At 43.0% G+C, this 23150-nt stretch carries 26 protein-coding genes and 1 other annotated feature; of the genes, 21 read left to right on the top strand and 5 right to left on the bottom strand.

The window, feature by feature from the left end:
- The 7 genes from PW252_RS02730 to ileS all read left to right on the top strand — a co-directional run bounded on the left by PW252_RS02730 (position 1) and on the right by ileS (position 6470).
- Complete coding sequence (locus PW252_RS02730) at positions 1–681, top strand: YggS family pyridoxal phosphate-dependent enzyme (protein WP_248050432.1); 681 nt, start codon at positions 1–3, stop codon at positions 679–681.
- 10 nt (positions 682–691) lie between these two features.
- Positions 692–1240, top strand: a complete 549-nt coding sequence (locus PW252_RS02735; RefSeq protein ID WP_248050429.1) for a cell division protein SepF — start codon at positions 692–694, stop codon at positions 1238–1240.
- A 4-nt stretch (positions 1241–1244) separates the two neighbouring features.
- Positions 1245–1508, top strand: a complete 264-nt coding sequence (locus PW252_RS02740) for a YggT family protein (RefSeq protein WP_105124757.1) — start codon at positions 1245–1247, stop codon at positions 1506–1508.
- A gap of 2 nt (positions 1509–1510) precedes the next feature.
- On the top strand, positions 1511–2302 hold the full coding sequence (locus PW252_RS02745) for a YlmH family RNA-binding protein (RefSeq protein WP_248050425.1): 792 nt from the start codon (positions 1511–1513) through the stop codon (positions 2300–2302).
- 8 nt (positions 2303–2310) lie between these two features.
- The gene (locus PW252_RS02750) at positions 2311–3000 is read left to right on the top strand and encodes a DivIVA domain-containing protein (protein WP_248050421.1); all 690 of its coding nucleotides are present in this window, start codon (positions 2311–2313) and stop codon (positions 2998–3000) included.
- Positions 2999–3209 (top strand) — a binding site (T-box leader). Its footprint overlaps the gene before it by 2 nt.
- 22 nt (positions 3210–3231) lie before the next feature.
- Positions 3232–3669: a GNAT family N-acetyltransferase gene (locus PW252_RS02755; protein WP_248050417.1), complete on the top strand. Its 438-nt coding sequence runs from the start codon at positions 3232–3234 to the stop codon at positions 3667–3669.
- Positions 3670–3680: 11 nt separating this feature from the next.
- On the top strand, positions 3681–6470 hold the full coding sequence (ileS, locus tag PW252_RS02760; protein WP_248050414.1) for an isoleucine--tRNA ligase: 2790 nt from the start codon (positions 3681–3683) through the stop codon (positions 6468–6470).
- Positions 6471–6554: 84 nt separating this feature from the next.
- Here the strand turns inward: ileS and PW252_RS02765 are convergent, their stop codons facing one another.
- The 3 genes from PW252_RS02765 to PW252_RS02775 all read right to left on the bottom strand — a co-directional run bounded on the left by PW252_RS02765 (position 6555) and on the right by PW252_RS02775 (position 9768).
- Positions 6555–6863, bottom strand: coding sequence for a DUF1827 family protein (locus tag PW252_RS02765; protein WP_105113716.1), 309 nt, complete (start codon positions 6861–6863; stop codon positions 6555–6557).
- 55 nt (positions 6864–6918) lie between these two features.
- Positions 6919–7377 (bottom strand): NUDIX hydrolase, encoded by a 459-nt coding sequence (locus PW252_RS02770; protein ID WP_105113717.1) that lies wholly within the window; start codon positions 7375–7377, stop codon positions 6919–6921.
- 162 nt (positions 7378–7539) lie between these two features.
- Positions 7540–9768, bottom strand: coding sequence for an ATP-dependent Clp protease ATP-binding subunit (locus PW252_RS02775; RefSeq protein ID WP_248050411.1), 2229 nt, complete (start codon positions 9766–9768; stop codon positions 7540–7542).
- 218 nt (positions 9769–9986) lie between these two features.
- Here PW252_RS02775 and PW252_RS02780 point away from each other — a divergent pair, with 218 nt between their 5' ends.
- The 4 genes from PW252_RS02780 (at position 9987) to PW252_RS02795 (ending at position 12722) form a co-directional block, all read left to right on the top strand.
- Positions 9987–10217 (top strand): DUF1797 family protein, encoded by a 231-nt coding sequence (locus PW252_RS02780; protein WP_024532454.1) that lies wholly within the window; start codon positions 9987–9989, stop codon positions 10215–10217.
- A 124-nt stretch (positions 10218–10341) separates the two neighbouring features.
- A complete protein-coding gene (locus PW252_RS02785; protein ID WP_105109884.1) occupies positions 10342–11022 on the top strand; it encodes an amino acid ABC transporter permease in 681 nt (226 codons plus the stop codon).
- Position 11023: 1 nt separating this feature from the next.
- Entirely contained in the window at positions 11024–11758 is a 735-nt protein-coding gene (locus PW252_RS02790; protein ID WP_172050118.1) for an amino acid ABC transporter ATP-binding protein, read from the top strand.
- A 115-nt stretch (positions 11759–11873) separates the two neighbouring features.
- Positions 11874–12722 (top strand): bifunctional methylenetetrahydrofolate dehydrogenase/methenyltetrahydrofolate cyclohydrolase, encoded by an 849-nt coding sequence (locus tag PW252_RS02795; protein ID WP_248050409.1) that lies wholly within the window; start codon positions 11874–11876, stop codon positions 12720–12722.
- Between the two features lie 77 nt (positions 12723–12799).
- Here the strand turns inward: PW252_RS02795 and ypfJ are convergent, their stop codons facing one another.
- Entirely contained in the window at positions 12800–13708 is a 909-nt protein-coding gene (gene ypfJ / locus PW252_RS02800; protein ID WP_248050467.1) for a KPN_02809 family neutral zinc metallopeptidase, read from the bottom strand.
- 165 nt (positions 13709–13873) lie between these two features.
- On the opposite strand from ypfJ, the gene xseA reads away from it, so the two are divergent.
- The 10 genes from xseA to PW252_RS02850 all read left to right on the top strand — a co-directional run bounded on the left by xseA (position 13874) and on the right by PW252_RS02850 (position 21862).
- Positions 13874–15217 carry an exodeoxyribonuclease VII large subunit gene (gene xseA, locus PW252_RS02805; RefSeq protein WP_248050408.1) on the top strand — a complete coding sequence of 448 codons (1344 nt, stop codon included), beginning with the start codon at positions 13874–13876 and terminating at the stop codon, positions 15215–15217.
- Positions 15192–15407, top strand: a complete 216-nt coding sequence (locus PW252_RS02810) for an exodeoxyribonuclease VII small subunit (RefSeq protein ID WP_029186527.1) — start codon at positions 15192–15194, stop codon at positions 15405–15407. The genes xseA and PW252_RS02810 overlap by 26 nt, the downstream gene beginning before the upstream one ends.
- Positions 15407–16276 carry a polyprenyl synthetase family protein gene (locus PW252_RS02815; protein ID WP_398582948.1) on the top strand — a complete coding sequence of 290 codons (870 nt, stop codon included), beginning with the start codon at positions 15407–15409 and terminating at the stop codon, positions 16274–16276. Before PW252_RS02810 ends, PW252_RS02815 begins: the two co-directional genes overlap by 1 nt.
- Positions 16269–17090 (top strand): TlyA family RNA methyltransferase, encoded by an 822-nt coding sequence (locus tag PW252_RS02820; protein ID WP_248050405.1) that lies wholly within the window; start codon positions 16269–16271, stop codon positions 17088–17090. Before PW252_RS02815 ends, PW252_RS02820 begins: the two co-directional genes overlap by 8 nt.
- Entirely contained in the window at positions 17083–17508 is a 426-nt protein-coding gene (locus PW252_RS02825; protein WP_105113726.1) for an arginine repressor, read from the top strand. Before PW252_RS02820 ends, PW252_RS02825 begins: the two co-directional genes overlap by 8 nt.
- A 3-nt stretch (positions 17509–17511) precedes the next feature.
- Entirely contained in the window at positions 17512–19173 is a 1662-nt protein-coding gene (gene recN, locus PW252_RS02830; protein WP_248050402.1) for a DNA repair protein RecN, read from the top strand.
- A gap of 95 nt (positions 19174–19268) precedes the next feature.
- Positions 19269–20102, top strand: coding sequence for a DegV family protein (locus PW252_RS02835; protein ID WP_248050399.1), 834 nt, complete (start codon positions 19269–19271; stop codon positions 20100–20102).
- Positions 20095–20928, top strand: coding sequence for an SGNH/GDSL hydrolase family protein (locus PW252_RS02840; RefSeq protein ID WP_105209601.1), 834 nt, complete (start codon positions 20095–20097; stop codon positions 20926–20928). Before PW252_RS02835 ends, PW252_RS02840 begins: the two co-directional genes overlap by 8 nt.
- Entirely contained in the window at positions 20900–21493 is a 594-nt protein-coding gene (locus tag PW252_RS02845) for a YpmS family protein (RefSeq protein WP_248050396.1), read from the top strand. Before PW252_RS02840 ends, PW252_RS02845 begins: the two co-directional genes overlap by 29 nt.
- A 93-nt stretch (positions 21494–21586) precedes the next feature.
- Positions 21587–21862, top strand: coding sequence for an HU family DNA-binding protein (locus PW252_RS02850; RefSeq protein ID WP_105106668.1), 276 nt, complete (start codon positions 21587–21589; stop codon positions 21860–21862).
- 88 nt (positions 21863–21950) lie between these two features.
- Here the strand turns inward: PW252_RS02850 and PW252_RS02855 are convergent, their stop codons facing one another.
- The gene (locus tag PW252_RS02855) at positions 21951–23093 is read right to left on the bottom strand and encodes a tyrosine-type recombinase/integrase (protein ID WP_248050395.1); all 1143 of its coding nucleotides are present in this window, start codon (positions 23091–23093) and stop codon (positions 21951–21953) included.
- Between the last annotated feature and the right edge of the window lie 57 nt (positions 23094–23150).

Genomic DNA, 23150 nt, shown 5'->3' on the forward strand with positions numbered 1-23150 from the left:
ATGGATTTCCAAAAGAACAAGGATAATGTATTTTTAGCTGTGGCTCAAGCAGCTGAAAAGGCAGGGCGTCCAATTGAATCTGTAAATGTAATAGCTGTCACCAAGTATGTTGACAGCTCTATTGCTAATAAGCTAGTAAAAACAGGGGTAAGGCACATCGGTGAAAACCGAGTTGACCTGTTTTTAGATAAATATAAGGCCTTGGCAGACCAAAATCTCACTTGGCACTTGATTGGTACACTGCAAAGACGCAAGGTTAAAGATGTCATCAATTTTGTAGACTATTTCCATGCCTTAGATTCTGTCAAATTAGCTCAAGAGATCGATAAACGAGCAACCAGAAGAATTAAGTGCTTTTTACAAGTCAACATATCTGGTGAGAAAAGTAAGCATGGCTTTGCCTTGTCGGAGATTGATGATGTCTTATCTGAAATAGCTAACTATAAAAATGTTGAGCTTGTTGGCTTGATGACAATGGCTCCTTTTGAAGCAGATGAAGTAGAGCTTGCTTCTATATTTTCTAAAATGAAGCAAGTTCAAGAAGAGTTGGCAGGTCGGCAGTTACCCGGTATGCCCTTTACAGAATTAAGCATGGGCATGAGTGGTGATTTTGACATAGCTATTGAACATGGGGCAACCTATGTGAGAATAGGAACGGCATTTTTTGAGTCAGTGAAATAGGGAGAAAACCGTGGCACTAAAAGATACATTTAAAAATTTATTCAATTACTTTGAGGTTGACGATGTCAATGAGGCAACTGAGCAAGAAGAAGCTTATTCTATGCCAAATGAAAGACCAAAAATGCGAGTTGCTCAGCAGACAAGTGTCGCTTCAAAAGAACAACCTGCTAAGATTGAAAATAGAAGAGAAGTTCGTGTAGATAATCAACGTCCTCGTATGGAGCGTCAACACGAGGTGGTTGACACTGGTACGGAAAACAAATCTACGATTGACATTAAGTTTCCAAAGCGGTATGAAGATGCTCCGGAAATGGTTAATCTACTCTTGGACAATGCTAGTATTTTGATTGATTTTCAGTATATGTCTGAGCAGCAGGCAAGACGTTGTTTGGATTATCTAGATGGAGCACGTTCGGTTTTATCTGGTAATTTAAAGAAGGTGTCTAATACCATGTGGTTATTGACGCCCGTCAATGTTACTGTACATATTGAAGAATTGCGTAATGCCAATAATGGACAAGGGGCAGATACGACTTTCGATTTTGATATGAAGCGATAAGCGTATGCAAATTCTGATTTTAATCCTATTAAAATTTGTAGAGATTTATTCCTATCTCTTATTTGCCTACGCTTTATTGAGTTGGTTCCCTGCTCTATTCACAAGTCCCCTTGGTCGTTTCTTAGAAAGTCTAGTTAGTCCGCTCTTGAAACCCTTTCGGCGCTTGAACTTACAATTTATGGGCTTAGATTTGACAGTCCTGGTGGCCATGCTAGTCTTGAATATGGGAACGCGCCTATTGGTGCAACTCTTAGTTGGCCTGGTATAAACATGAAGAGTGAAAAGCATATTTTGGAACATTTTGCCCGAGAGGAGAGGGAATTTGTCGAGAAGGTGATGGATATGTGTCAGCAAGTTGAGGATACTTATTCCTATAGATTGACAAGTTTTCTAAATCCTAGGCAGGATGCTATTGCTCAGATGATTGCCAATTATTACCACTTACAAGCGTTTTCGACAAGGGACCTTGTCCCGACAGAGTATTCTCGTGTCATTCTTGCTCCTAGCTACTATGTCTTGGACAAAAAAGATTTTGATGTGATGGCCCTAGAACTTGTCTACTCTAGAAAGTTTCACAGTTTATCACATTCACAGGTACTGGGAACTTTCTTGAATAAATTAGGTATTCGGAGAGAATACCTAGGTGATATTCTTATTAGAGAAGATGAGTTACTCATTTTTTTGGATAAGAAGTTTGGAGAACTGGCAATTCAGACCATTGCTAAAATTGCAAGGGTTCCTGTTAAGCTGATGGAACGAGATTGGCAGTCTACGCCAGTCCAAATGAATGAAGAACCTTTCTTTAAGGAAGTCTTGGTTTCCAGTATGCGATTGGACAAGCTAATTGCTGTAGCCTTCCATCTGTCACGAACCAAGGTAGACAAGTTGATTGCAGCTGGTCATGTAAAATTGGACTATGTTCAGGTAGAACAAGCAGGTAGGCAGGTTGAGTTAGGACAATTGATTAGTCTTAGGAAATACGGTAGAATTCGAGTAAGCGAACTTTTAGGTTTTTCTAAGCAAGGTAAAGTAAAATTAAAGTTAGAAATGATTAAAACATAGGGGGAAAAATGGCACTTACAGCACTAGAATTAAAAGATAAAACTTTCGCAACCAAATTTAGAGGTTATGATGCGGACGAAGTAGATGATTTTTTGGATATTGTTACTCGTGATTATGAGGAATTGATACGTAAAAATCATGAGCAAGAAACAGAATTAAAGACACTTCGTGAGCGCTTGACATATTTCGATGAAATGAAAGAATCCTTGAGTAAGTCAGTACTTTTAGCGCAAGATACAGCGGAAAAGGTAAAACATGCGGCTGAGGATCAGGCAACAAATATTGTTAAGCAAGCCGATTACGATGCAGCTACCCTTTTGCATGAAGCTAAGGATAAGGCTAACGAAATCCTTCGTAATGCAACGGATAATGCTAAGAAAATTGTTATTGAAACTGAGGAATTGAAGAATAAAACTCGTATTTTCCATCAGCGTTTGAAATCAACCATGGAAAGTCAATTATCACTGGTTAATTCGTCTGAATGGGAAGAGATTCTTCGTCCGACAGCGACCTATATTCAAACCAGTGATGAAGCCTTCCGTGAGGTGCTTCATAAGGCTTTGGATGAGGAAGTATCGATTGAAGAGGATAGCTTAGATTATACTCGTCAGTTAACCTCTGAAGAAATTGCAGAATTAGCTCGTCAAGCAGAAGCTTACGACAAAGGGGAAACAGTTGAAGTTTCCGTGACAGAATAGTTTTCAGATACAAAGACAGTATTGCTAGAAATATTTTCAGCGAGTAGGTGATGGTGGAAGACCTGCAATCCCTTTCTAGTCAAGGATCCCTTTGTCTGATCTTTCCTGAACAGTTAAGTAGGGAAAGACGTCGGTTCACGTTACGAACATAGAGGGATGGGGGCAACCCTATCTAAACTAAGGTGGTACCACGAACTTTCGTCCTTATTGGCGGGAGTTTTTTTGTTTGTTATGATCGGATTAGAATTAGTAAATAAGGATAATTTTGAAGAAGTCTTGCAAGTGCAGGTCTTAGAAGAGGACCAGCGTCGAGTTGCAACGGTTGAATATTCTCTAGCTCAGGCTTGGCTCTATCGGGATGAAGGAACTCTCCTTCCTTATGCAGTCAAATCAGGACAGAAAATCGTAGGTTTTGTATTGTTGTCTATACAAGAAGACAAGAGCTACTATGTGTGGCGTTTGTTAATAGACAGGCATTATCAAAATAGAGGCTATGGTAAGGAAGTCATCCGGCAAGTGATTGGTCTGGCTAAGGAAGATCCAAGTTGCCACACAATTACCATGAATTATGTAATCGGCAATCATAAAATGCGGTACATCTTAGAAAAATTTGGCTTCCAATCAGTTGGTATGATTGGACAAGAAATAAAAATGGAATTAACTTTTTAAAAGGAGATAAAATGAAATTAAAAGAAACCCTTAATCTAGGTCAAACAGCCTTTCCAATGCGTGCAGGCTTACCAACTCGTGAACCAGAATGGCAAAAGGCTTGGGATGAAGCAAACTTGTATGCTCGTCGTCAAGAACTCAACGCAGGCAAGCCAGCCTTCCACCTCCACGATGGCCCTCCATACGCAAACGGAAATATCCACGTTGGACATGCCCTGAACAAGATTTCGAAAGACATCATCGTTCGCTCTAAGTCTATGTCTGGCTTCCGTGCACCATTTGTACCGGGTTGGGATACGCACGGTCTTCCGATTGAGCAAGTCTTGGCAAAACAAGGTGTCAAACGCAAGGAAATGGACTTGGTCGAATACCTTGAAATGTGCCGTGATTATGCTCTCAGCCAGGTTGACAAGCAACGTGATGATTTCAAACGCTTGGGTGTTTCTGCGGACTGGGAAAATCCATACATCACCTTGACAAAAGACTACGAAGCAGCTCAAATCCGTGTCTTCGGTGCTATGGCAGACAAGGGCTATATCTACCGTGGTGCCAAGCCTGTTTACTGGTCATGGTCATCTGAATCAGCCCTTGCCGAAGCTGAAATCGAATACCATGACATTGACTCTACTTCTCTCTACTATGCCAACAAGGTCAAAGATGGCAAGGGACTCTTGGATACAGATAGCTACATCGTTGTCTGGACAACCACTCCATTTACGGTAACGGCTTCTCGCGGTTTGACAATGGGAGCAGACATTGACTATGTCTTGGTTCAACCTGCTGGCTCAGACCGTAAGTACATCTTGGCAGAAGCTTTGGTAGATAGCTTGGCAGCCAAATTCGGTTGGGAAACCTTTGAAGTGATTTCAAAACACAAGGGTGCTGAGTTTGAATACATTGTGACCGAACACCCATGGGATGCTGAAGTTGATGAATTGGTTATCTTGGGTGACCACGTCACAACGGACTCGGGTACTGGTATCGTCCATACGGCTCCAGGCTTTGGTGAGGATGACTACAATGTCGGTGTCAAATATGACTTGGAAGTTGCTGTAACTGTCAACGAACGTGGCTTGATGAATGAAGCTGCGGGTCCTGATTTTGAAGGTCAATTCTATGACAAGGTTGTGCCAACTGTCAAAGAAAAATTGGGTGACTTGCTCCTTGCTAGTGAAGTGATCAATCACTCCTACCCATTCGACTGGAGAACCAAGAAGCCAATCATCTGGCGTGCAGTACCGCAATGGTTTGCCTCTGTTTCTAAATTCCGTCAGGAAATCTTGGACCAAATCGAAGCAACAACTTTCAATCCATCTTGGGGTAAAACGCGTCTTTACAACATGATCCGTGACCGTGGTGACTGGGTCATCTCTCGTCAGCGTGCTTGGGGTGTGCCGCTTCCAATCTTCTATGCAGAAGATGGTACAGCCATTATGACCAAGGAAGTGACAGACCACGTTGCTGCCCTTTTTGAAGAGCATGGGTCTATCATCTGGTGGAAATCTGAAGCAAAAGACCTCTTGCCTGCTGGTTTCACTCACCCAGGTTCACCAAATGGCGAATTTACCAAAGAAACAGACATCATGGACGTTTGGTTTGACTCAGGTTCGTCTTGGAATGGCGTTATGAATGCCCGTGAAAACCTTGCCTATCCAGCAGACCTCTACCTAGAAGGTTCTGACCAATACCGTGGTTGGTTTAACTCATCCTTGATCACCTCTGTAGCCGTAAATGGTCATGCCCCATACAAAGCTATCTTGTCACAAGGTTTTGTCCTTGATGGTAAAGGCATGAAGATGTCTAAATCCCTAGGAAATACCATCCTTCCAAGTGATGTTGAGAAACAGTTTGGTGCAGAAATCTTACGTCTGTGGGTAACTTCTGTGGATACTTCAAACGACGTACGTGTGTCTATGGATATTCTTGGACAGGTTTCTGAAACCTACCGTAAAATCCGTAATACCCTTCGTTTCTTGATTGCAAATACTTCTGATTTCAATCCTGCAAGCGATGCGGTGGCATACGACGAGCTTCGTTCTGTTGACCAGTATCTCTTGGTGAAATTTAACAAGTTGGTAGCTCAAATCCGTGAAGCCTACGACAATTATGATTTCATGGCTATTTACAAATCTGTAGTAAACTTTGTAACACTTGATTTGTCAGCCTTTTACCTCGATTTTGCCAAAGATGTCGTCTACATTGATGGTGCTAAATCGCTTTCTCGTCGTCAGATGCAGACAGTATTCTATGACATCTTGGTGAAAATTACCAAGCTCTTGACTCCGATCTTGCCACACACGGCAGAAGAGATCTGGTCCTACTTGGAACATGAAGTAGAAGAATTTGTACAATTGGCGGAAATGCCAGAGGTGGAAACATTTGGCAATGAAGCGCAGCTTTTAGCTGATTGGGAAAGCTTTATGGTCTTCCGTACAAAAGCTCAAAAAGCCTTGGAAGAAGCACGTAATGCTAAAGTGATTGGTAAATCGCTAGAAGCACATCTGACTGCCTATGTGTCAGTTGAAACCAAGTCCTTCTTGGAGAGCTTGAATGCAGACCTGGCTCAGTTACTCATCGTTTCAAACTTGACAGTAACAACTGAAACTGCCCCTTCAACAGCACTTGTGGTGGATGAAGTTGCCTTTGCTGTAGAACGTGCAGCTGGAGAGGTGTGTGACCGTTGCCGCCGCATTGATACTAGCGTTGTTGAGCGTAGCTATGGTGCAACAATCTGTGACCACTGTGCTAGCGTAGTAGAAGAAAACTTTGCTGAAGCAGTAGCTCAAGGTTTTGAAGCCTAAGCAATCCATATTCGTTAATTAAAGTCTATCTAGCGATAGGCTTTTTTATTGTCAATTGGTCAAAAAAAGAAGCCTTTCGGCTTCTTAGATTTCAGTGATAATGGGAATAGACATTTCAATCAACCGTTCGGTATGGATGGTTTGAATAGCAGCCTTGTCAATTGTTCGTTCATCAATCTTGCGGTGAAGGAAGAAATCACGGATTTTTTCGATTTCGGATTGTTGCACAGCCCTGTATTTGTTGCTAATCAAGAGTTCATAGTGACGAGGGGCCTGTGTGAAAATAACATCTGTATTACCAGCAGAATAGGTTTCTACTAGAAAGGCATCGGTATTGGCCAACTGATTTTGGACCAGGTATGAATGACTATTTGTCGTATTTATGATTTTCATGTGGAACCTCCTACATCTCTTTAGTTCCATTATAGCACGCTAGGGGGTGTTTTGGCTAGTTATCAGACACATTTTCTTGTAATTTCCATTGTTCAATTCCCCACTTGTGACTGCCTCGTTTGAGTTTTTCGATGGCTTCATCGATTGGGAACCAGGCAATGTGGTTAAAATCCTCTAAAGGTAGGCCGACCTGGTGGTAGCTGGTCACTTGATAGATGTAAGCGGGGTTGTAGAAGTAGGTATCTCGATGGCTAGAGTAGAAATATTCGTCAGCCTGACCATAATAGTGACCAATTTCAGCTGTAAAACCAAGCTCTTCCATTAGTTCGCGTTCTAGGGCGATGAGATGATTTTCCCCTTTTTCGATTTCCCCACCTGGTAGGAACCAGGCACCATTTGGTGCTTGAACGAGGATGATATTTTCTTTCTTTTCATCAGGGATAACAGCATAGACACCAAATCGATTTTGATAGTCTACGTCAGCCTTCTTTTCTCCAAAAACGGCAATATTCATAGTAAACTAAATCCTTTTTCAATTGAGATGACTATATTATACCATTTTTCTTACATTTTTCCTCAGACTAGACTTTTCTGGTCAAATCAGGTATTTTTTCTATGCGAGGAAGGATTTTTGAAAAAATGGAACTGGTCAAGTTACCAGTCCCGCTTTTCCTACTTATTTTGTTTTTGTATGTGCCTTGATTTGAATGTTCCCCTTGCTGGTCATAACAGCGCGAAGGTCTTTTTCGCTTGGGTTTTCCAAGTAAAAGTCTGTAATGGCATCTTCGATTTGATCTTGGATGGTTCTGCGTAGTGGCCGAGCCCCCATTTTGGGATCGTAACCTAGATCAACTAGCTTTTCTTTGACCTTATCTGTCACATGTAAGCTAATACCGTTGTTAGACAAGCGTTTGTTGACATCATCAAGCATGAGGCTGACAATTTCGAGAAGGTTTTCCTTGCTGAGTGGTTGGAACTCGATGATTCCGTCAAAGCGGTTCATGAATTCTGGACTGAAGAAATTGCTGAGTTGGCCAAGAACCGACTGGGTGCGACCTTCCATGGCTGCTCCAAAGCCTACACTTGCTTCAACCTTACCAGTTCCAGCATTTGAAGTCATGATGATAATGGTGTCCTTGAAGCTGACTGTGCGTCCCTGTCCATCTGTCAGACGGCCGTCGTCTAGGACTTGGAGGAACATGTGCATGACATCAGGGTGAGCTTTTTCTACCTCATCCAAGAGGATGAGAGAGTAAGGATTGCGGCGGACTTTTTCCGTTAGCTGACCGGCTTCTTCATAGCCTACATAACCTGGAGGGGCACCGACTAGCTTGGCAACGGCATGTTTCTCCATGTACTCAGACATATCGAAGCGAATCATACTATCGGCTGAACCGAAGAGTTCAATCGCTAGTTGCTTGGACAGCTCTGTTTTACCGACACCGGTAGGTCCAACAAAGAGGAAGGAGCCAATTGGGCGGTTTGGGGCACCAAGACCAACACGGTTGCGGCGAATGGCCTTGGCAATCTTATCAACAGCTTCATCTTGACCGATAACATGTGCCTTGAGATCGCTAGCCAGGTTGATTAATTGAGATTGTTCTTTTTCTTTCAAATCGCCAACAGGTATGTTGGTTTTTTGTTCTACGATGGCTTCAATTTCCTTTTCAGTAATGAGGGGAATGTCTTCCTCGCTGATGGTTGCCTTTTGCATTTCCTTATACTTGGCAATCTGGTCACGGAAATAGGCAGCCTTTTCATAGTCCTCGTCACGAGTTGCTTGGGCCTTACGATTTTCGGCATCAATCAAACGTTGGTCGATTTCTTTTGGATCAACAAAATTGAGGGTCAGGTTCATTTTAGAACCAGCTTCGTCCAGTAGGTCAATGGCCTTGTCTGGCAAGAAACGGTCTTGGATATAGCGATTTGAAAGGACCGCAGCAGCTTCAATAGCGGCGTCAGAGTATTTGACATGGTGGTAGTCCTGATACTTATTCTGGATACCCTTGAGAATGATAATGGTTTCTTCAACGCTTGGTTCTTCGACCTTTACAGGTTGCATACGGCGTTCTAAGGCTGCATCCTTCTCGATAATACGGTATTCGTTGAGGGTTGTTGCACCGACTAGCTGCATTTCGCCACGGGCAAGGGCAGGTTTGAGGATATTTCCAGCATCCATATTGCCATCACCAGCAGAGCCAGCACCGACAATCTCGTGGATTTCGTCGATAAAGAGGATAATCTCACGACGATTACGGATTTCTTCCATTAGTTTTTGCATACGTTCTTCAAATTGACCACGGATACCAGTTCCTTGTACCAGGCTGACAACATCTAATCGGATGACTTCCTTACCTTGCAATTTTTGTGGCACATCGCCGTCGACAATTTTTTGAGCCAACCCTTCAACAACAGCGGTTTTACCGACACCTGGCTCACCGATGAGGACAGGATTGTTCTTGGTACGGCGGTTGAGGATTTCGATGACACGTGTAATTTCTTGGTCACGGCCAATCACTGGGTCAATATCACCGCGGCGGGCAATTTCCGTCATGTTGATACCAAACTCTTCTAACAATCCATTTGGTTGTTGTGGTTGCTGAGGTGATGGAGTTTGCCCACCACGCCCGTTGTTCCCTCCTGCTTGTGTTGGTGGGGTTTGGTCACGTTTCTTGCCAGCTGGAGTGTTTCCTGGATAGCCTCCCAAGTGATTGAAGAACTCGCTGAAAGGGTCCATATTATTTGGGTTTGTTAAATCCCCTAAACCACGCAAGATGGCATTATTAGGGTCAGTTTTCATAATTTGGTAGCAGTTATGGCAGAGATCTACCTGTTGTTGCTTACCATTTAGATTGGTATAGAGATGGATGGTTGCATCGTTGATTTTACAGTTATGACAGAGCATCGTTCTACCTCTTTCTTTGCAATGGACCTTTGTCAAATAGTCAATAAAGGTCAGTTATAGCTTTATTATAACAAGATTTAGGGAAAAATCAAGAAACTGCTATATTCGGAACATAATCTCTTGGATGCCTTGGAACTGACAAGAAAATGTTGAAAAATCAAGACTTTTTTTATAATATGTGGTAAAATGTTTTTATAAAAAGGATTAGGAGAAGGAATATGGAATCACATTTGGTGAGAATTATCAATCGTCTGGAAGCTATGGCTAACGATGGCGGTACATTGAAACGTAATTTTGAGCGTGAAGGTGTTGTTGTTGCAGAAGTGGCTTATAGCTATGACGAGGAAAATGGTTCAGTATTTACCTTGCGTGATGTCGCTGCTCGTGAAACCTATACGTTTGACAGCATTGACTTGATTGCGATGGAAATCTACGAATTGTTGTACTAAGAACAAGCTCGAGCACCGATAGGTGCTTTTTTCTTGCAATAAAATGAATATCTAAGCAAAAACAGTTGCATAAATATTCAAAAATGGTATAATGGTGTCTAAATCATATTTGAGGAGTGAATGAATGGATTTTTCTTTCTTGCCTGATTATTGGGCATATTTTAATTATGGGGCCCTTGTAACCCTTATTATCGCTTTTTTCTCGGTTTTCTTTGGTAGTATTTTAGGGACGCTCTTGGCCTTTGCCCAACGCAGTAGATATAAGGTTCTGGTTTGGCTTGCCAATATTTATGTCTGGATTTTCCGCGGTACTCCAATGGTAGTACAGATTATGATTGCCTTTGCCATGACCAATTTTGTTGCACCGACTATCCAAATAGGGATTTTAGATGTAGATTTGACGCGTTTAATTCCAGGGATTATTGTCATTTCTATGAACTCCGCAGCCTATGTGTCTGAAACCATTCGTGCGGGTATCAATGCTGTGCCAAAGGGTCAATTGGAAGCAGCTTATTCATTAGGTATTCGTCCAAAACAAGCCATGCGCTATGTCATTATGCCACAGGCTATCAAGAATATTCTCCCTGCTTTGGGAAATGAGTTTGTAACCATTGTTAAGGACAGTTCGCTCCTATCAACCATTGGTGTTATTGAGTTGTGGAATGGTGCTCAGACAGTTGCGACAACGACTTATCTCACTCAAAGTCCGCTTATTTTTGCAGCCTTCTATTATTTGATGATGACCAGTATTTTGACCCTAGGCATTCAAGCTCTTGAGAAAAAATTAAACAAGGGAGGACACTAAGATGACAGAAGCAATTATTTCCATAAAAGATCTTCATAAGTATTTTGGTGAAAATGAAGTTTTAAAAGGGATTGATTTAGATATCCAGCAAGGTCAAGTGGTTGTCATTATCGGTCCCTCAGGTTCAGGAAAATCAACTTTCTTGCGTACCATGAATCTCTTAGAGGTGCCGACCAAGGGGACGGTGACTTTTGAAGGGGTCGATATTACGGACAAATCAAATGATATTTTCAAGATGCGTGAAAAGATGGGGATGGTTTTCCAGCAGTTTAACCTTTTTCCAAATATGACCGTATTAGAAAATATTACCTTGTCACCTATTAAGACAAAAGGAATTGCTAAGGCAGAAGCTGAAGCCAAGGCCAAGGAATTGCTTGAAAAGGTTGGCTTACCGGATAAGGCGGATGCCTATCCACAAAGTTTATCAGGTGGTCAGCAACAGCGGATTGCCATTGCCCGTGGTTTAGCTATGGATCCAGATGTCTTGCTCTTTGATGAACCAACTTCTGCCCTTGACCCTGAAATGGTTGGTGAGGTACTTGCGGTTATGCAGGACTTGGCCAAGTCTGGGATGACCATGGTTATCGTAACCCATGAGATGGGCTTTGCGCGTGAAGTGGCAGACCGTGTTATCTTTATGGATGGAGGCTACATTGTTGAAGATGGAACTCCAGAAGAAGTTTTTGAACACACCAAGGAAGAACGGACCAAGGATTTCTTATCCAAAGTCTTGTAAAGGAACTCCGACATTGTTCGGAGTTTTTTGCTGTTTTCAGATGAATTGGGTGAGAACCTAGTCAAATCAGTGGAAAATAGGGTATAATGAAGAAAAAATGAGGAGATTTTAAGCAATGACAGTGATTGATGGAAAGGCCTTGGCAGCCAAAATGCAGGCAGCTCTGGCAGAAAAAACAGCTCGATTAAAAGTGGAAAAGGGCCTGGTACCAGGCTTGGTCGTTATTTTGGTTGGAGAAGACCCAGCCAGCCAGGTCTATGTCCGAAATAAAGAACGTTCAGCCCTTGCAGCTGGTTTCAAGAGTGAGGTTGTACGAGTGCCAGCTAGCATTTCAGAAGATGAACTTTTGGAATTGATTGAGCGCTACAATCAAGATGATGCATGGCATGGGATCTTGGTACAGTTGCCACTACCAGCCCATATCAGTGAAGAGAAAGTCTTGTTAGCCATTGATCCAGACAAGGATGTGGACGGTTTCCACCCGACCAACATGGGTAAATTCTGGTCAGGCCACCCGGTAATGATTCCATCCACACCCGCAGGGATTATGGAAATGTTTAAGGAATACCAGATAGATTTAGAAGGCAAGTCAGCTCTGGTTATCGGTCGTTCCAACATCGTTGGGAAACCTATGGCTCAGCTCCTTTTGGATGCCAATGCAACTGTAACCATTGCTCATTCACGTACAAAAAATCTTGCAGAATTGGCTTGTCAATCGGATATTTTAGTCGTTGCAATTGGTCGTGGACATTTTGTAACCAAGGAATTTGTCAAGCCAGGTGCAGTAGTGATTGACGTGGGTATGAATCGTGATGAAAATGGCAAACTGATTGGGGATGTCAAATATGATGAAGTAGCAGAAGTTGCTAGCCATATTACCCCTGTTCCAGGTGGAGTTGGCCCTATGACCATTACCATGCTCATGGAGCAGACCTTCGAGGCTTGTGTCAGAAGTGGGAAATAGGTAAGTAGGCGAGGTTGGCAAGAGCTGACCTCATTTTTTTATAAGAAAATCCCCAGTCATGAAACTGGGGATTGCTTTTATGGATTGCTTACTGAGAAGGTGTCGGCGTGGGCAAGGTCACCATAGGTATATCCAAGGTTAAACCATTTTTTACGTTGCTCAGAAGTACCGTGGGTGAAACTATCTGGGACAGTACGGCCGTAGGCTTCTTGTTGAAGAGTGTCATCACCAACTGCATGGGCAGCATTCATGGCTTCATCAATATCGCCAACGTCTAAGATACCCTGACCATCGACATATTTGGCCCAGGCTCCTGCATAGTAGTCAGCTTGCAATTCTAGACGGACATTGAGGGCATTGCCTTCCTTGTCTGATAATTGAGCACGTTTTTGGTGGTAGGCACCAAGGACTTCCAATTCATTTTGGACATGGTGACCAACTTCATGAGCGATGACATAGGCCATGGCAAAGTCACCAGCAGCCTTGTATTTGCTAGATAATTCCTGATAGAAAGATGTATCAATATAAATATTTCGGTCAGCTGAACAATAGAAGGGGCCGGCTTGAGCAGAACCGGTTCCACAGCCTGTTTGGGTCTGGTCCGTATAGAAAACAAGGGTTGGTGCTTGGTAGGTTAGACCATTTCTTGCAAACTCTTGTGTCCAAAAATCTTCTGTTGAGGCCAGTACCTTACTCATGAATTCTGCATCTGCGTCAGAAACACTGCTACCGCTTGTCGTAACCTGGCTAGACTGATAAGGATTGGTGTTGGTTGTTGGTGAAAGTAGGCCACCTAGATTGGACATGCCACCAAAAGCAAATAGGAGGACCACTAGCACCAATTTTCCCTTCCAACCTAGACGGGAGAAGAGCAAGCTTAGTAAGAGATTTCCGCCAGCTGAACCACCAGAGAAAGACGGACCTGAGCTTCTTTGTCCCCTGCGGTCTTCAATATTGGAACTTTTTCGTAAATCGTCAATTTTCATCATAAACTCCTTAGAACCTGTTATCAAGTTCCTATTTTCTCACAAACTATTATATAGCAAATTGCAGAAAAAAACACAGGAAAGCTATTGGAAATGATGTGTCCAGTTCTGTATAAATGTGCAATTTTTGGTATAATAGTAGAGATACAGACAGAAGGAGTGGACATGGTTGAATATTTAACGGTTAGCCATCTAACCAAGTATTTAAAATTAAAATTTGACCGAGATCCTTATTTGGAGAAGGTCTATTTAACAGGGCAAGTGTCCAATTTCCGCAAACGACCTAGCCATCAATATTTTTCGCTCAAGGATGATAAGGCAATCATTCAGGCGACCATGTGGGCTGGTGTCTATAAAAATCTGGGCTTTGATCTTGAAGAGGGAATGAAAATCAATGTGGTCGGGCGTGTGCAATTGTACGAGCCTAGTGGTGCTTATTCCATCATAATTGAAAAGGCAGAGCCAGATGGTATTGGAGCCTTGGCTATCAAGTTTGAACAGCTCAAACAAGCTCTGACCCAGGAAGGCCTGTTTAAACAGGAATTCAAGCAGGAATTGCCACGGTTTACTAAGAAAATCGGTGTCATTACCAGTCCTAGCGGAGCGGTCATTCAAGATATTATTACCACAGTCAGTCGGCGGTTTCCTGGTGTGGAAATAGTCCTCTATCCGACCAAGGTGCAAGGAGATGGGGCTGCTCAAGAAGTTGTTGCCAATATCCAAAGAGCCAATGAGCGTGATGATTTGGATGTCCTCATTGTTGGTCGTGGTGGTGGTTCTATTGAAGACCTGTGGGCTTTCAATGAGGAAATAGTGGTTCGGGCTATTTTTGAATCTCGTATTCCTATCATTTCCAGTGTGGGTCACGAAACGGATACAACTCTGGCAGACTTTGTGGCAGACCGAAGGGCAGCCACTCCGACAGCTGCAGCAGAATTGGCGACCCCTGTGACCAAGGCAGACTTACTGGGCTATTTAAATCAGCAGGAAAATCGAGCCTATCAGGCCATGACCAATCGCTTGAAATTCCTGAGAGGGCAGGTTGAGAAAATTAGTCAGTCAGTTATGTTCCGCCAGCCTGAACGCTTATACGATGGTTATTTGCAAAAATTAGACCGCTTGACCAATCAATTGCAGACACGGATGAAAGAAGTATATAGCCAGCAGAAACAGGCTAGCTTATTACTCAATCAACGCCTACAAGGCTTACAACTTGGCCGTAAAGTCGAGAGTTTCCAAGAAAGAATTATCCAGCAGGAACGACTCTTGAAGAGCAATATGGCCAATATCTATGACAATAAGATGTCCAAGGCAGACAAGCTGATTGAGGCACTGACCATGCTGGACACCAGTCGCATTGTGGCTCGTGGTTATGCCATGCTTTTACAAGATGGTCGGGTCCTAGACAGTGTGGAAACTATACAAAAGGGTGAACACCTGACCATTCAGATGAAGGATGGTCAACTTGATGCGGAGGTAAAACATGTCCAAAAAGACAAAAACATTTGAAGAAAATTTAGCTGAATTAGAAGGAATTGTAACCAAATTGGAGCGTGGGGATGTAGCCTTGGAAGAGGCACTTGCCGAGTTTCAAAAGGGTATGGTTTTATCTAAGGATTTACAAAAGACACTTGCTGAAGCGGAAAAGACCTTGGTCAAGGTCATGCAGGCGGATGGAAGTGAAGCGGAGATGAACTAATGGGAGCCAGTAAATTGCAGCGACTTGAGGAAACCATGGCAGACTTTTACCAACTTCAGGTAGCTGAGCGGCTCAATCAAGCGGTTCTTTATTCGCTACAGGCTGGCGGGAAACGAATTCGTCCCTTGCTCCTTTTGACGCTTTTGGAAGCTTTTGGAGTGACCTTGCAAAAAGCTCATTACCAAGTGGCTGCCTGTGTCGAGCTCATTCACACTGGTAGTCTGATACATGATGATCTGCCAGCCATGGACGATGATGATTACCGTCGGGGACGTTTGACCAACCATAAGAAATTCGACGAAGCGACAGCTATTTTAGCAGGGGACAGTCTATTTTTAGATCCTTTTGGATTTTTGGCTCAGGTAGATTTGCCAGCTGAGACCATCCTTGCTCTCGTGAGAGAGCTTTCTCAGGCATCTGGGACTTTTGGAATGGTTGCTGGTCAGGTCTTGGATATGGCAGGCGAGGGACAAAAATTATCTCTCGAACAATTACAAGCCATCCATGCCAATAAGACTGGAAAATTATTGACCTTTCCCTTTGTCGCAGCTGGTTTGATTGCTGGACAGTCAGATGAGGTTATCCACCATTTGCGAAAAGCAGGTCAATTAGTCGGTCTAGCCTTTCAGGTGCGGGATGATATATTGGATGTGACGGCCACTTTTGAGGAAATCGGAAAAACACCTCAAAAGGATCTATTGGCAGAGAAGTCTACCTACCCAGCTCTGATGGGCTTGGAGGCCTCAAAAGTCTTTCTAGAAGACAGCCTGAATCAAGCAAGCAGTGAGCTAGATCAAGTGGCTCAACTAGTCCCATTTTCAAGAGAAGAAATCAAAAAAATCATAGAAAGTTTACGAATCAATGGCTAAGGAAAGAGTAGATGTACTGGCTTACAAACAGGGGCTTTTTGAAACCAGAGAGCAGGCCAAGCGCGGTGTTATGGCAGGGCTAGTGGTATCGGTCATCAATGGCGAACGCTACGACAAACCAGGCGAGAAGATTGACGAGGGAATTGAGCTTAAACTCAAGGGCGAAAAACTCAAGTATGTCAGCCGTGGTGGTCTGAAATTGGAAAAGGCCTTGCAGGTTTTCGACCTATCAGTTGAGGGGCAAACGACCATTGATATTGGAGCTTCTACAGGTGGTTTTACGGATGTCATGTTGCAGGCTGGCGCCAAGCAGGTCTATGCTGTTGATGTCGGAACCAATCAACTGGCTTGGAAATTGCGCCAGGACGAGCGTGTCATCAGCATGGAACAGTACAATTTCCGTTATGCTGAGTTGGCGGATTTTGAAGTGGGTCAGCCAAGTTTTGCTTCGATTGATGTCAGTTTTATCTCTCTAGGCTTGATTTTACCAGCCCTTCACGGTATTTTGGCAGACGGTGGTCAGGTCGTGGCCTTGGTTAAACCCCAATTTGAAGCAGGTCGGGAGCATATCGGTAAGAACGGGATTGTCAAGGATAAGGCAGTTCACATCAAGGTCTTGGAGGATGTGACTGCTATGGCTGTCGCAACCGGTTTTTCTGTAAAGAGCCTTAGTTTTTCACCTGTTCAAGGCGGTCATGGCAACACGGAATTTTTAGCTCATTTGGAGAAATCAAGCCAGCCTAGCCCGATTGAACACAGTGAAATAAGAAATATAGTCGATCAAGCACACGAGGAATTTAAGAAGGATGAATAAACGAGAACGATTAGAAGTCATTAAAGATTTGGTAGTCCGATTTCCCATTGATACTCAGGAAGAAATTGTGGAACGCTTGGAAGCCTTGGGGGTTCATGCAACCCAGGCTACGGTGTCCCGTGATATCAAGGAATTAGGCATTATCAAGGTTCCATCAGCTGACAAGGGATATGTCTATGGCTTGCCCAAAAGTAGCCTAGTCAAGGTCAAGTCCAATAATATTCTTGACTTTGCAGTCATGGACAAGATGGTCAACTTAAAATTGGTACCAGGGAGTGCAACGGTCGTAAAAAGGCAGATTTGTGAGTATTTCCAAGAGGAAATCTTCTCGATTATTGCTGATGATGACAGTATTCTGCTCATTCTGAAGGACCAGGAAACCATCCCCAATTTAGAACGTACGATAAAAGGGTGGTAGGTCATGTTATTAGAAGTTTCGATTAAGAATTTTGCCATTATTGAACAGGTATCCCTCAATTTTGAAAAGGGGATGACCATCCTATCTGGTGAAACGGGGGCCGGAAAGTCCATCATCATCGATGCCATGAACCTGATGTTAGGGGCGCGTGCGACGACGGATGTTATTCGCCACGGAGCAGCCAAGGCGGAGATTGAGGGGCTTTTTTCCTTTGAAAATAGCAGAGCTCTGGAACAGATTTTGAGTGAACAGGGGATTGAAGTTGCGGACGAACTCATTATCCGTCGGGAAATCCTACAAAATGGCCGTTCGGTCAGCCGTGTCAATGGGCAGATGGTTAATTTATCTGTCTTGAAACAAATCGGTCAGCACCTAGTGGACATCCACGGCCAACATGACCAGGAAGAATTGATGAAGGCCCAGCACCATATCCGTCTTTTAGACAGCTTTGGAGAAGATGAGTTTTGGGCTTTAAAAGACCGCTATCAGACCACTTTTGATGCCTATCGTAGCCTCCGCAAACGAGTGCTCGAAAAGCAGAAAAATGAGCAGGAGCATAAGGCCCGCATTGAGATGCTGGAATACCAAATTGCTGAGATTGAAGCAGCAGACCTGCAGTCTGGCGAGGATGTTCAGCTCAATCAAGAGCGGGATAAGTTACTCAATCACAAGCAGATTGCGGATACCTTGACCAATGCCTATGCTCTGTTGGACAATGAAGATTTTTCAAGTTTGAACAACCTTCGTTCAGCCATGGGGGACCTGCAAAGCTTAGAAGAATTTGACCCAGAATACCAGCAGCTTTCTAGCAGTCTGACAGAAGCCTACTATGTCGTTGAAGATGTGACCAAGCGCCTCAGTGATGTGGTGGATAATCTAGACTTCGATGGCAATCGCCTGTTGCAGCTAGAAAGTCGGTTGGATTTGCTCCACACCATTACTAAAAAATACGGTGGAACGGTCGATGATGTCTTGGATTATTTTGCTAAGATCAGCGAAGAATACAATCTTCTAACAGGAAATGACCTATCTGGAGATGACTTGGAAGTGCAACTCAAGACCATGGAGAAGGAATTAGTGACCTTAGCTAGTCAGCTCAGCCAGTCCCGACATGAATTGGCCCAGTTGCTGGAAGAGATTATCCGTCAAGAATTACAAGACTTGTATATGGAAAAGGCTCGCTTCCAGGTTCGTTTTGCCAAGGGTAAGTTTAACCGAGAGGGGAATGAAATGGTGGAGTTTTACATCTCTACCAACCCTGGTGAAGACTTCAAGCCTTTGGTCAAGGTTGCTTCGGGTGGGGAATTATCCCGCTTGATGTTAGCTATTAAGTCAGCCTTTGCTCGTAAGGAAGGCAAGACTTCTATCGTCTTTGACGAGGTGGATACAGGAGTTTCAGGCCGTGTTGCCCAGGCCATTGCCCAGAAGATTTATAAAATTGGACAATATGGTCAGGTCTTGGCTATCTCACATTTGCCACAGGTGATTGCCATCGCGGATTATCAGTTCTTTATTGAGAAAATATCTGATGACCACTCGACTGTTTCCCGCGTCCGCCTTTTGACCAAAGAGGAGCGTATCGAGGAAATCGCCAAGATGTTGGCAGGTGACAAGATTACGGATGCAGCCCGTAGCCAAGCAAAAGAATTGGTTGAAAAAGGTTAGGCAACTAGCCTTTTTTGCTTTTGTTTTTATGTTTATTTTTAGCTTGAAATTTGTTATAATAAAGGATAATACAGAAGAGAACGGAAGGACACTTGATGATGAAGATTAAAATTGTAACAGATTCTAGTACTACAATAGAAGCTGGTTTGGCTAAGGAGTTGGGGATTACCATCATTCCTTTGTCTGTTATGGTGGATGGGGTTGTCTATTCAGATAGCGACTTATCAGAAGGTGAGTTTCTCGAATTGATGAGAGGAGCCAAGCACTTACCGAAGACCAGTCAACCACCGGTAGGTCTTTTTGCGGAAACATTTAGCCAATTAGCTAAAGATGGTAGTCAGATTATTGCGATCCTTCTTTCTCATGCCTTGTCAGGAACGGTTGAAGCAGCCCGTCAAGGAGCTACCTTGTCTGGTGCAGATGTGACTGTTCTGGACTCTGGCTTTACCGACCAGGCAGCAAAATTTCAGGTAGTGGAAGCGGCTAGACTGGCACAAGCTGGTGCTAACAAGGAAGAAATCCTTACGGCCATTGAAGAGGTCAAAGATAAGACTGAACTATATATCGGGGTATCTACCCTAGAAAATCTTGTCAAGGGCGGTCGTATCGGTCGTGTACAAGGCATGCTTAGTAGCCTGCTTAACATCCGTGTTATCATGGAAATGAAGAATCATCAATTAACTCCGATTGTAAAAGGACGTGGCAATAAGGCGTTCAAAAAATGGTTGGATGAATTTGCAATCGGTCTGAACAATAAAGATCTTGCAGAAATTGGTATTTCCTACTCAGGTAAGGCGGACTTTGCCAATGAAATAAAAGACTTGCTCCAGCCCCATGTAGAAACAGATATTTCTGTATTGGAAACAGGTTCCATCATCCAAACCCACACTGGTGAAGATGCCTGGGCTATCCTAGTTCGCTATGAATAATCGGAAGTTGATACAGGGACTTGTCTTCTTTTTTCTCTGTCTATTAGGGTCAATCTTCCTATTCCATCAGTTAATCCCACAGGCGCCGTCACGCATCAGTCAGGAAGAGCTAGGTCTTTCAGTGAATAGGAAATTTCGCTATTTGGCTCTTGGGGACTCCTTGACAGAAGGAGTGGGAGATGTGACAGGTCAAGGTGGTTTTGTCCCCTTGCTTGCCCAGTCGCTAGTCAATGAGTACGGTTATGAGGTAGACGTTCAAAATTTTGGAGTTTCCGGCAATACCAGTAAGCAAATCTTGAAGCGGATGAAGGAGAATGAGGAACTCCAACAGGCCTTAAAAGAAGCTGATTTATTAACCTTGACGGTCGGTGGAAATGATCTTCGTAAGGTCATTGTCAGTAATTTAAGTAACCTCAAGCTCTCTACCTTTGATAAGCCGGCAAGGGAATATGGGAGAAATCTAGAAAAGATTGTCAAACGGGCAAGACAGGAGAATGCCGATCTCCCTATCTATATTTTGGGAATTTACAATCCCTTCTATCTCAGTTTTCCTGAATTGACCGAGATGCAGACTGTGGTTGATAAATGGAATCAGACAACCAAGCAAATCACGGAAAAATACAAGGATGTTTACTTTGTAGAAATCAATGACTTGCTCTATAAAGGTTTGGAAGGCGAGATGGGGCTTAGCCAGTCTAGTTCGGCTAGCACAAATAATTTATTGTACGAAGATGATCATTTTCATCCCAATAATACGGGATATGAAATCATGAAAAAAGCACTATTGGAGAAGATGTATGAAACTGAGAAAAGCTGGACACCTTAATATCTGGAAGTGGCTCTTCTTGGTTCAATTGGCTTTGACATTGGGGGCGGGTCTGGTTTTTCTCAATCGTATCCAAGTTAAGAGAGAAAATATGACGGAATTGGTACCATCTAGCCAGACAGATGCAAAAGTGGGGACTTTCGCGACCAACCGTGAAGCCCTTAATCAAACCATTGCCAACTATTTAAAAGATTATCAAACGGAGAATTTTTCTTACCAATTATTTGTGACTAACCAACAGGTTGTTTTTGAAGGAACCTATCAGGTTTTTGGTGCGAAAATTCCCCTCTATATCTATTTTCAACCTCTCAAAATGGAAGATGGCAATGTTCTTCTACGAATATTGGAAATTTCAGCAGGAAATTTGTCCTTGCCCAAGGCAGAAGTTTTAGCCTATCTGCAAAAAAACTACAAATTACCCACCTTTGTCAAAATAAATTCCCAAGAGGCAGCAATTCAGTTAAAAATAACAGAATTGGACAATAAATTTGGCCTTTACGGTCAGGCCAATACCATTGATTTATACAATGACCAAATTATTGTTGATATATACAGAAAAAGGTAAGAAACCAGCATTAAAAACTTGACCAAATGACTAAATTTCGGTACACTATAAAAGTGAGTAAAATCTCAGAAAATTATTGGAGGACTTAGCAAAATGGCTAATAAACAAGATTTGATTGCAAAAGTTGCAGAAGCAACTTCATTGACTAAAAAAGATTCAGCAGCAGCTGTTGATGCAGTATTTGCAGCAGTAGCAGACTACCTTGCAGCTGGTGAAAAAGTACAATTGATTGGCTTCGGTAACTTTGAAGTTCGTGAGCGTTCAGCACGTACAGGTCGCAACCCTCAAACAGGTGCAGAAATCAAAATCGCAGCTTCAAAAGTTCCAGCATTCAAAGCTGGTAAAGCACTTAAGGATGCGGTAAAATAATTCAGCATTAAAAAGCCCGTCACATCAAGCTTTCTAGCTTGTCCGACGGGCTTTTTTCTGTGTTTTGGGGCATTTTTGGGGCATAAAATCAGTAATTTTCCATGATTTCAGCTACATTTGCCTTAAGATTCTTTGTGACATGGGTGTAAATTTGGGTTGTAGTCTTAGCATCTGCATGTCCGACACGGTCCATGATAGCTTTCAAGGGAACTCTGTTTTCTGCTAGACGACTGACAAGGGTATGGCGGAAGATGTGGCTGGTCAAGTTTTTCTGAATTGGTTTTTCAAGTCGCTGATTTGCCTTCTTCAAGGCTAGGTTGAAAGAGTTGGTTTGTATAGGTACGCCATTCTTGGTTGTAAAGATGTAGCCCATATCTTTATATCGTGGGTTAGTATTTTTTTCTAGCTCATTCATAAATTCAAACTCTTGAATAATTTCCATTTCGCGGGTGGTCATAATTGTTTCGCGATAGGAAGCATTAGTCTTTGGCGTTGTTTTCTCACCGTTGCGGTAACCTTCTGTGTGGTCATAGGTCCCGTGCAGTTGTAAGACCTTGGTTTCAAAATCACGATTGTTTGGTTCAAGACTGACCGCTTCACCAATACGGCAGCCATTTAGGCTCATAAATTCTGCTAGTAATGCAGCTCGGTATGTGCTAGGTCGCCTGAACAATTCTTTCAGCAGGGGCTTAATTTCCTCTTCCTCAAGATATTTTTCTTCAATCTTTTTCCAGTCTTCCAAGGTCTTTTTTATCCGTGGCAGTTTAGCTCGCCTAGCAGGATTGTCTTTGATGATGTCCAGGTCAACTGCATAATCAAAAGCAAGGTTCAACATGGATTTGGTACGCTCTTTCTTGTTCCTGGAGCAATCTAGGTTGTCTAGGTAATTTTGGACATATTTTGGGTCAATATTGACTACTTTGATACCCAGACCAAAACTGTCTCTGATTTCCTTAATATTGCCCTTCAGAGAAGCGATTGAAGTGCGTTTGATTTCTTGCTGGTAGAAAGTCCACCATTGGTCGAATAAATCAGTAAATAGCATTTCAGAGCTTTTCAGCTTGCTGAGGATGTCCGCTATCTTTGTATCCAGTATTTTCTGGGCCTCTTTTCTGATCCGTGGAGTATCTTTCTCCATGAGGACGGATGTTCGTTTCCACTTTTGAGTATATGGATCTTTGTATCTTTCAACAAAATTCACTTTTCCGGATTTATGTGCTTCAGTCCACATTGATTTTACCTCATTTCTGTGTTAAAATGGGTACAAAGAAAAGGGCTTTTTAATGCC

The sequence above is a fragment of the Streptococcus sp. 29887 genome (assembly GCF_032595075.1).
Lineage (GTDB): Bacteria > Bacillota > Bacilli > Lactobacillales > Streptococcaceae > Streptococcus > Streptococcus iners.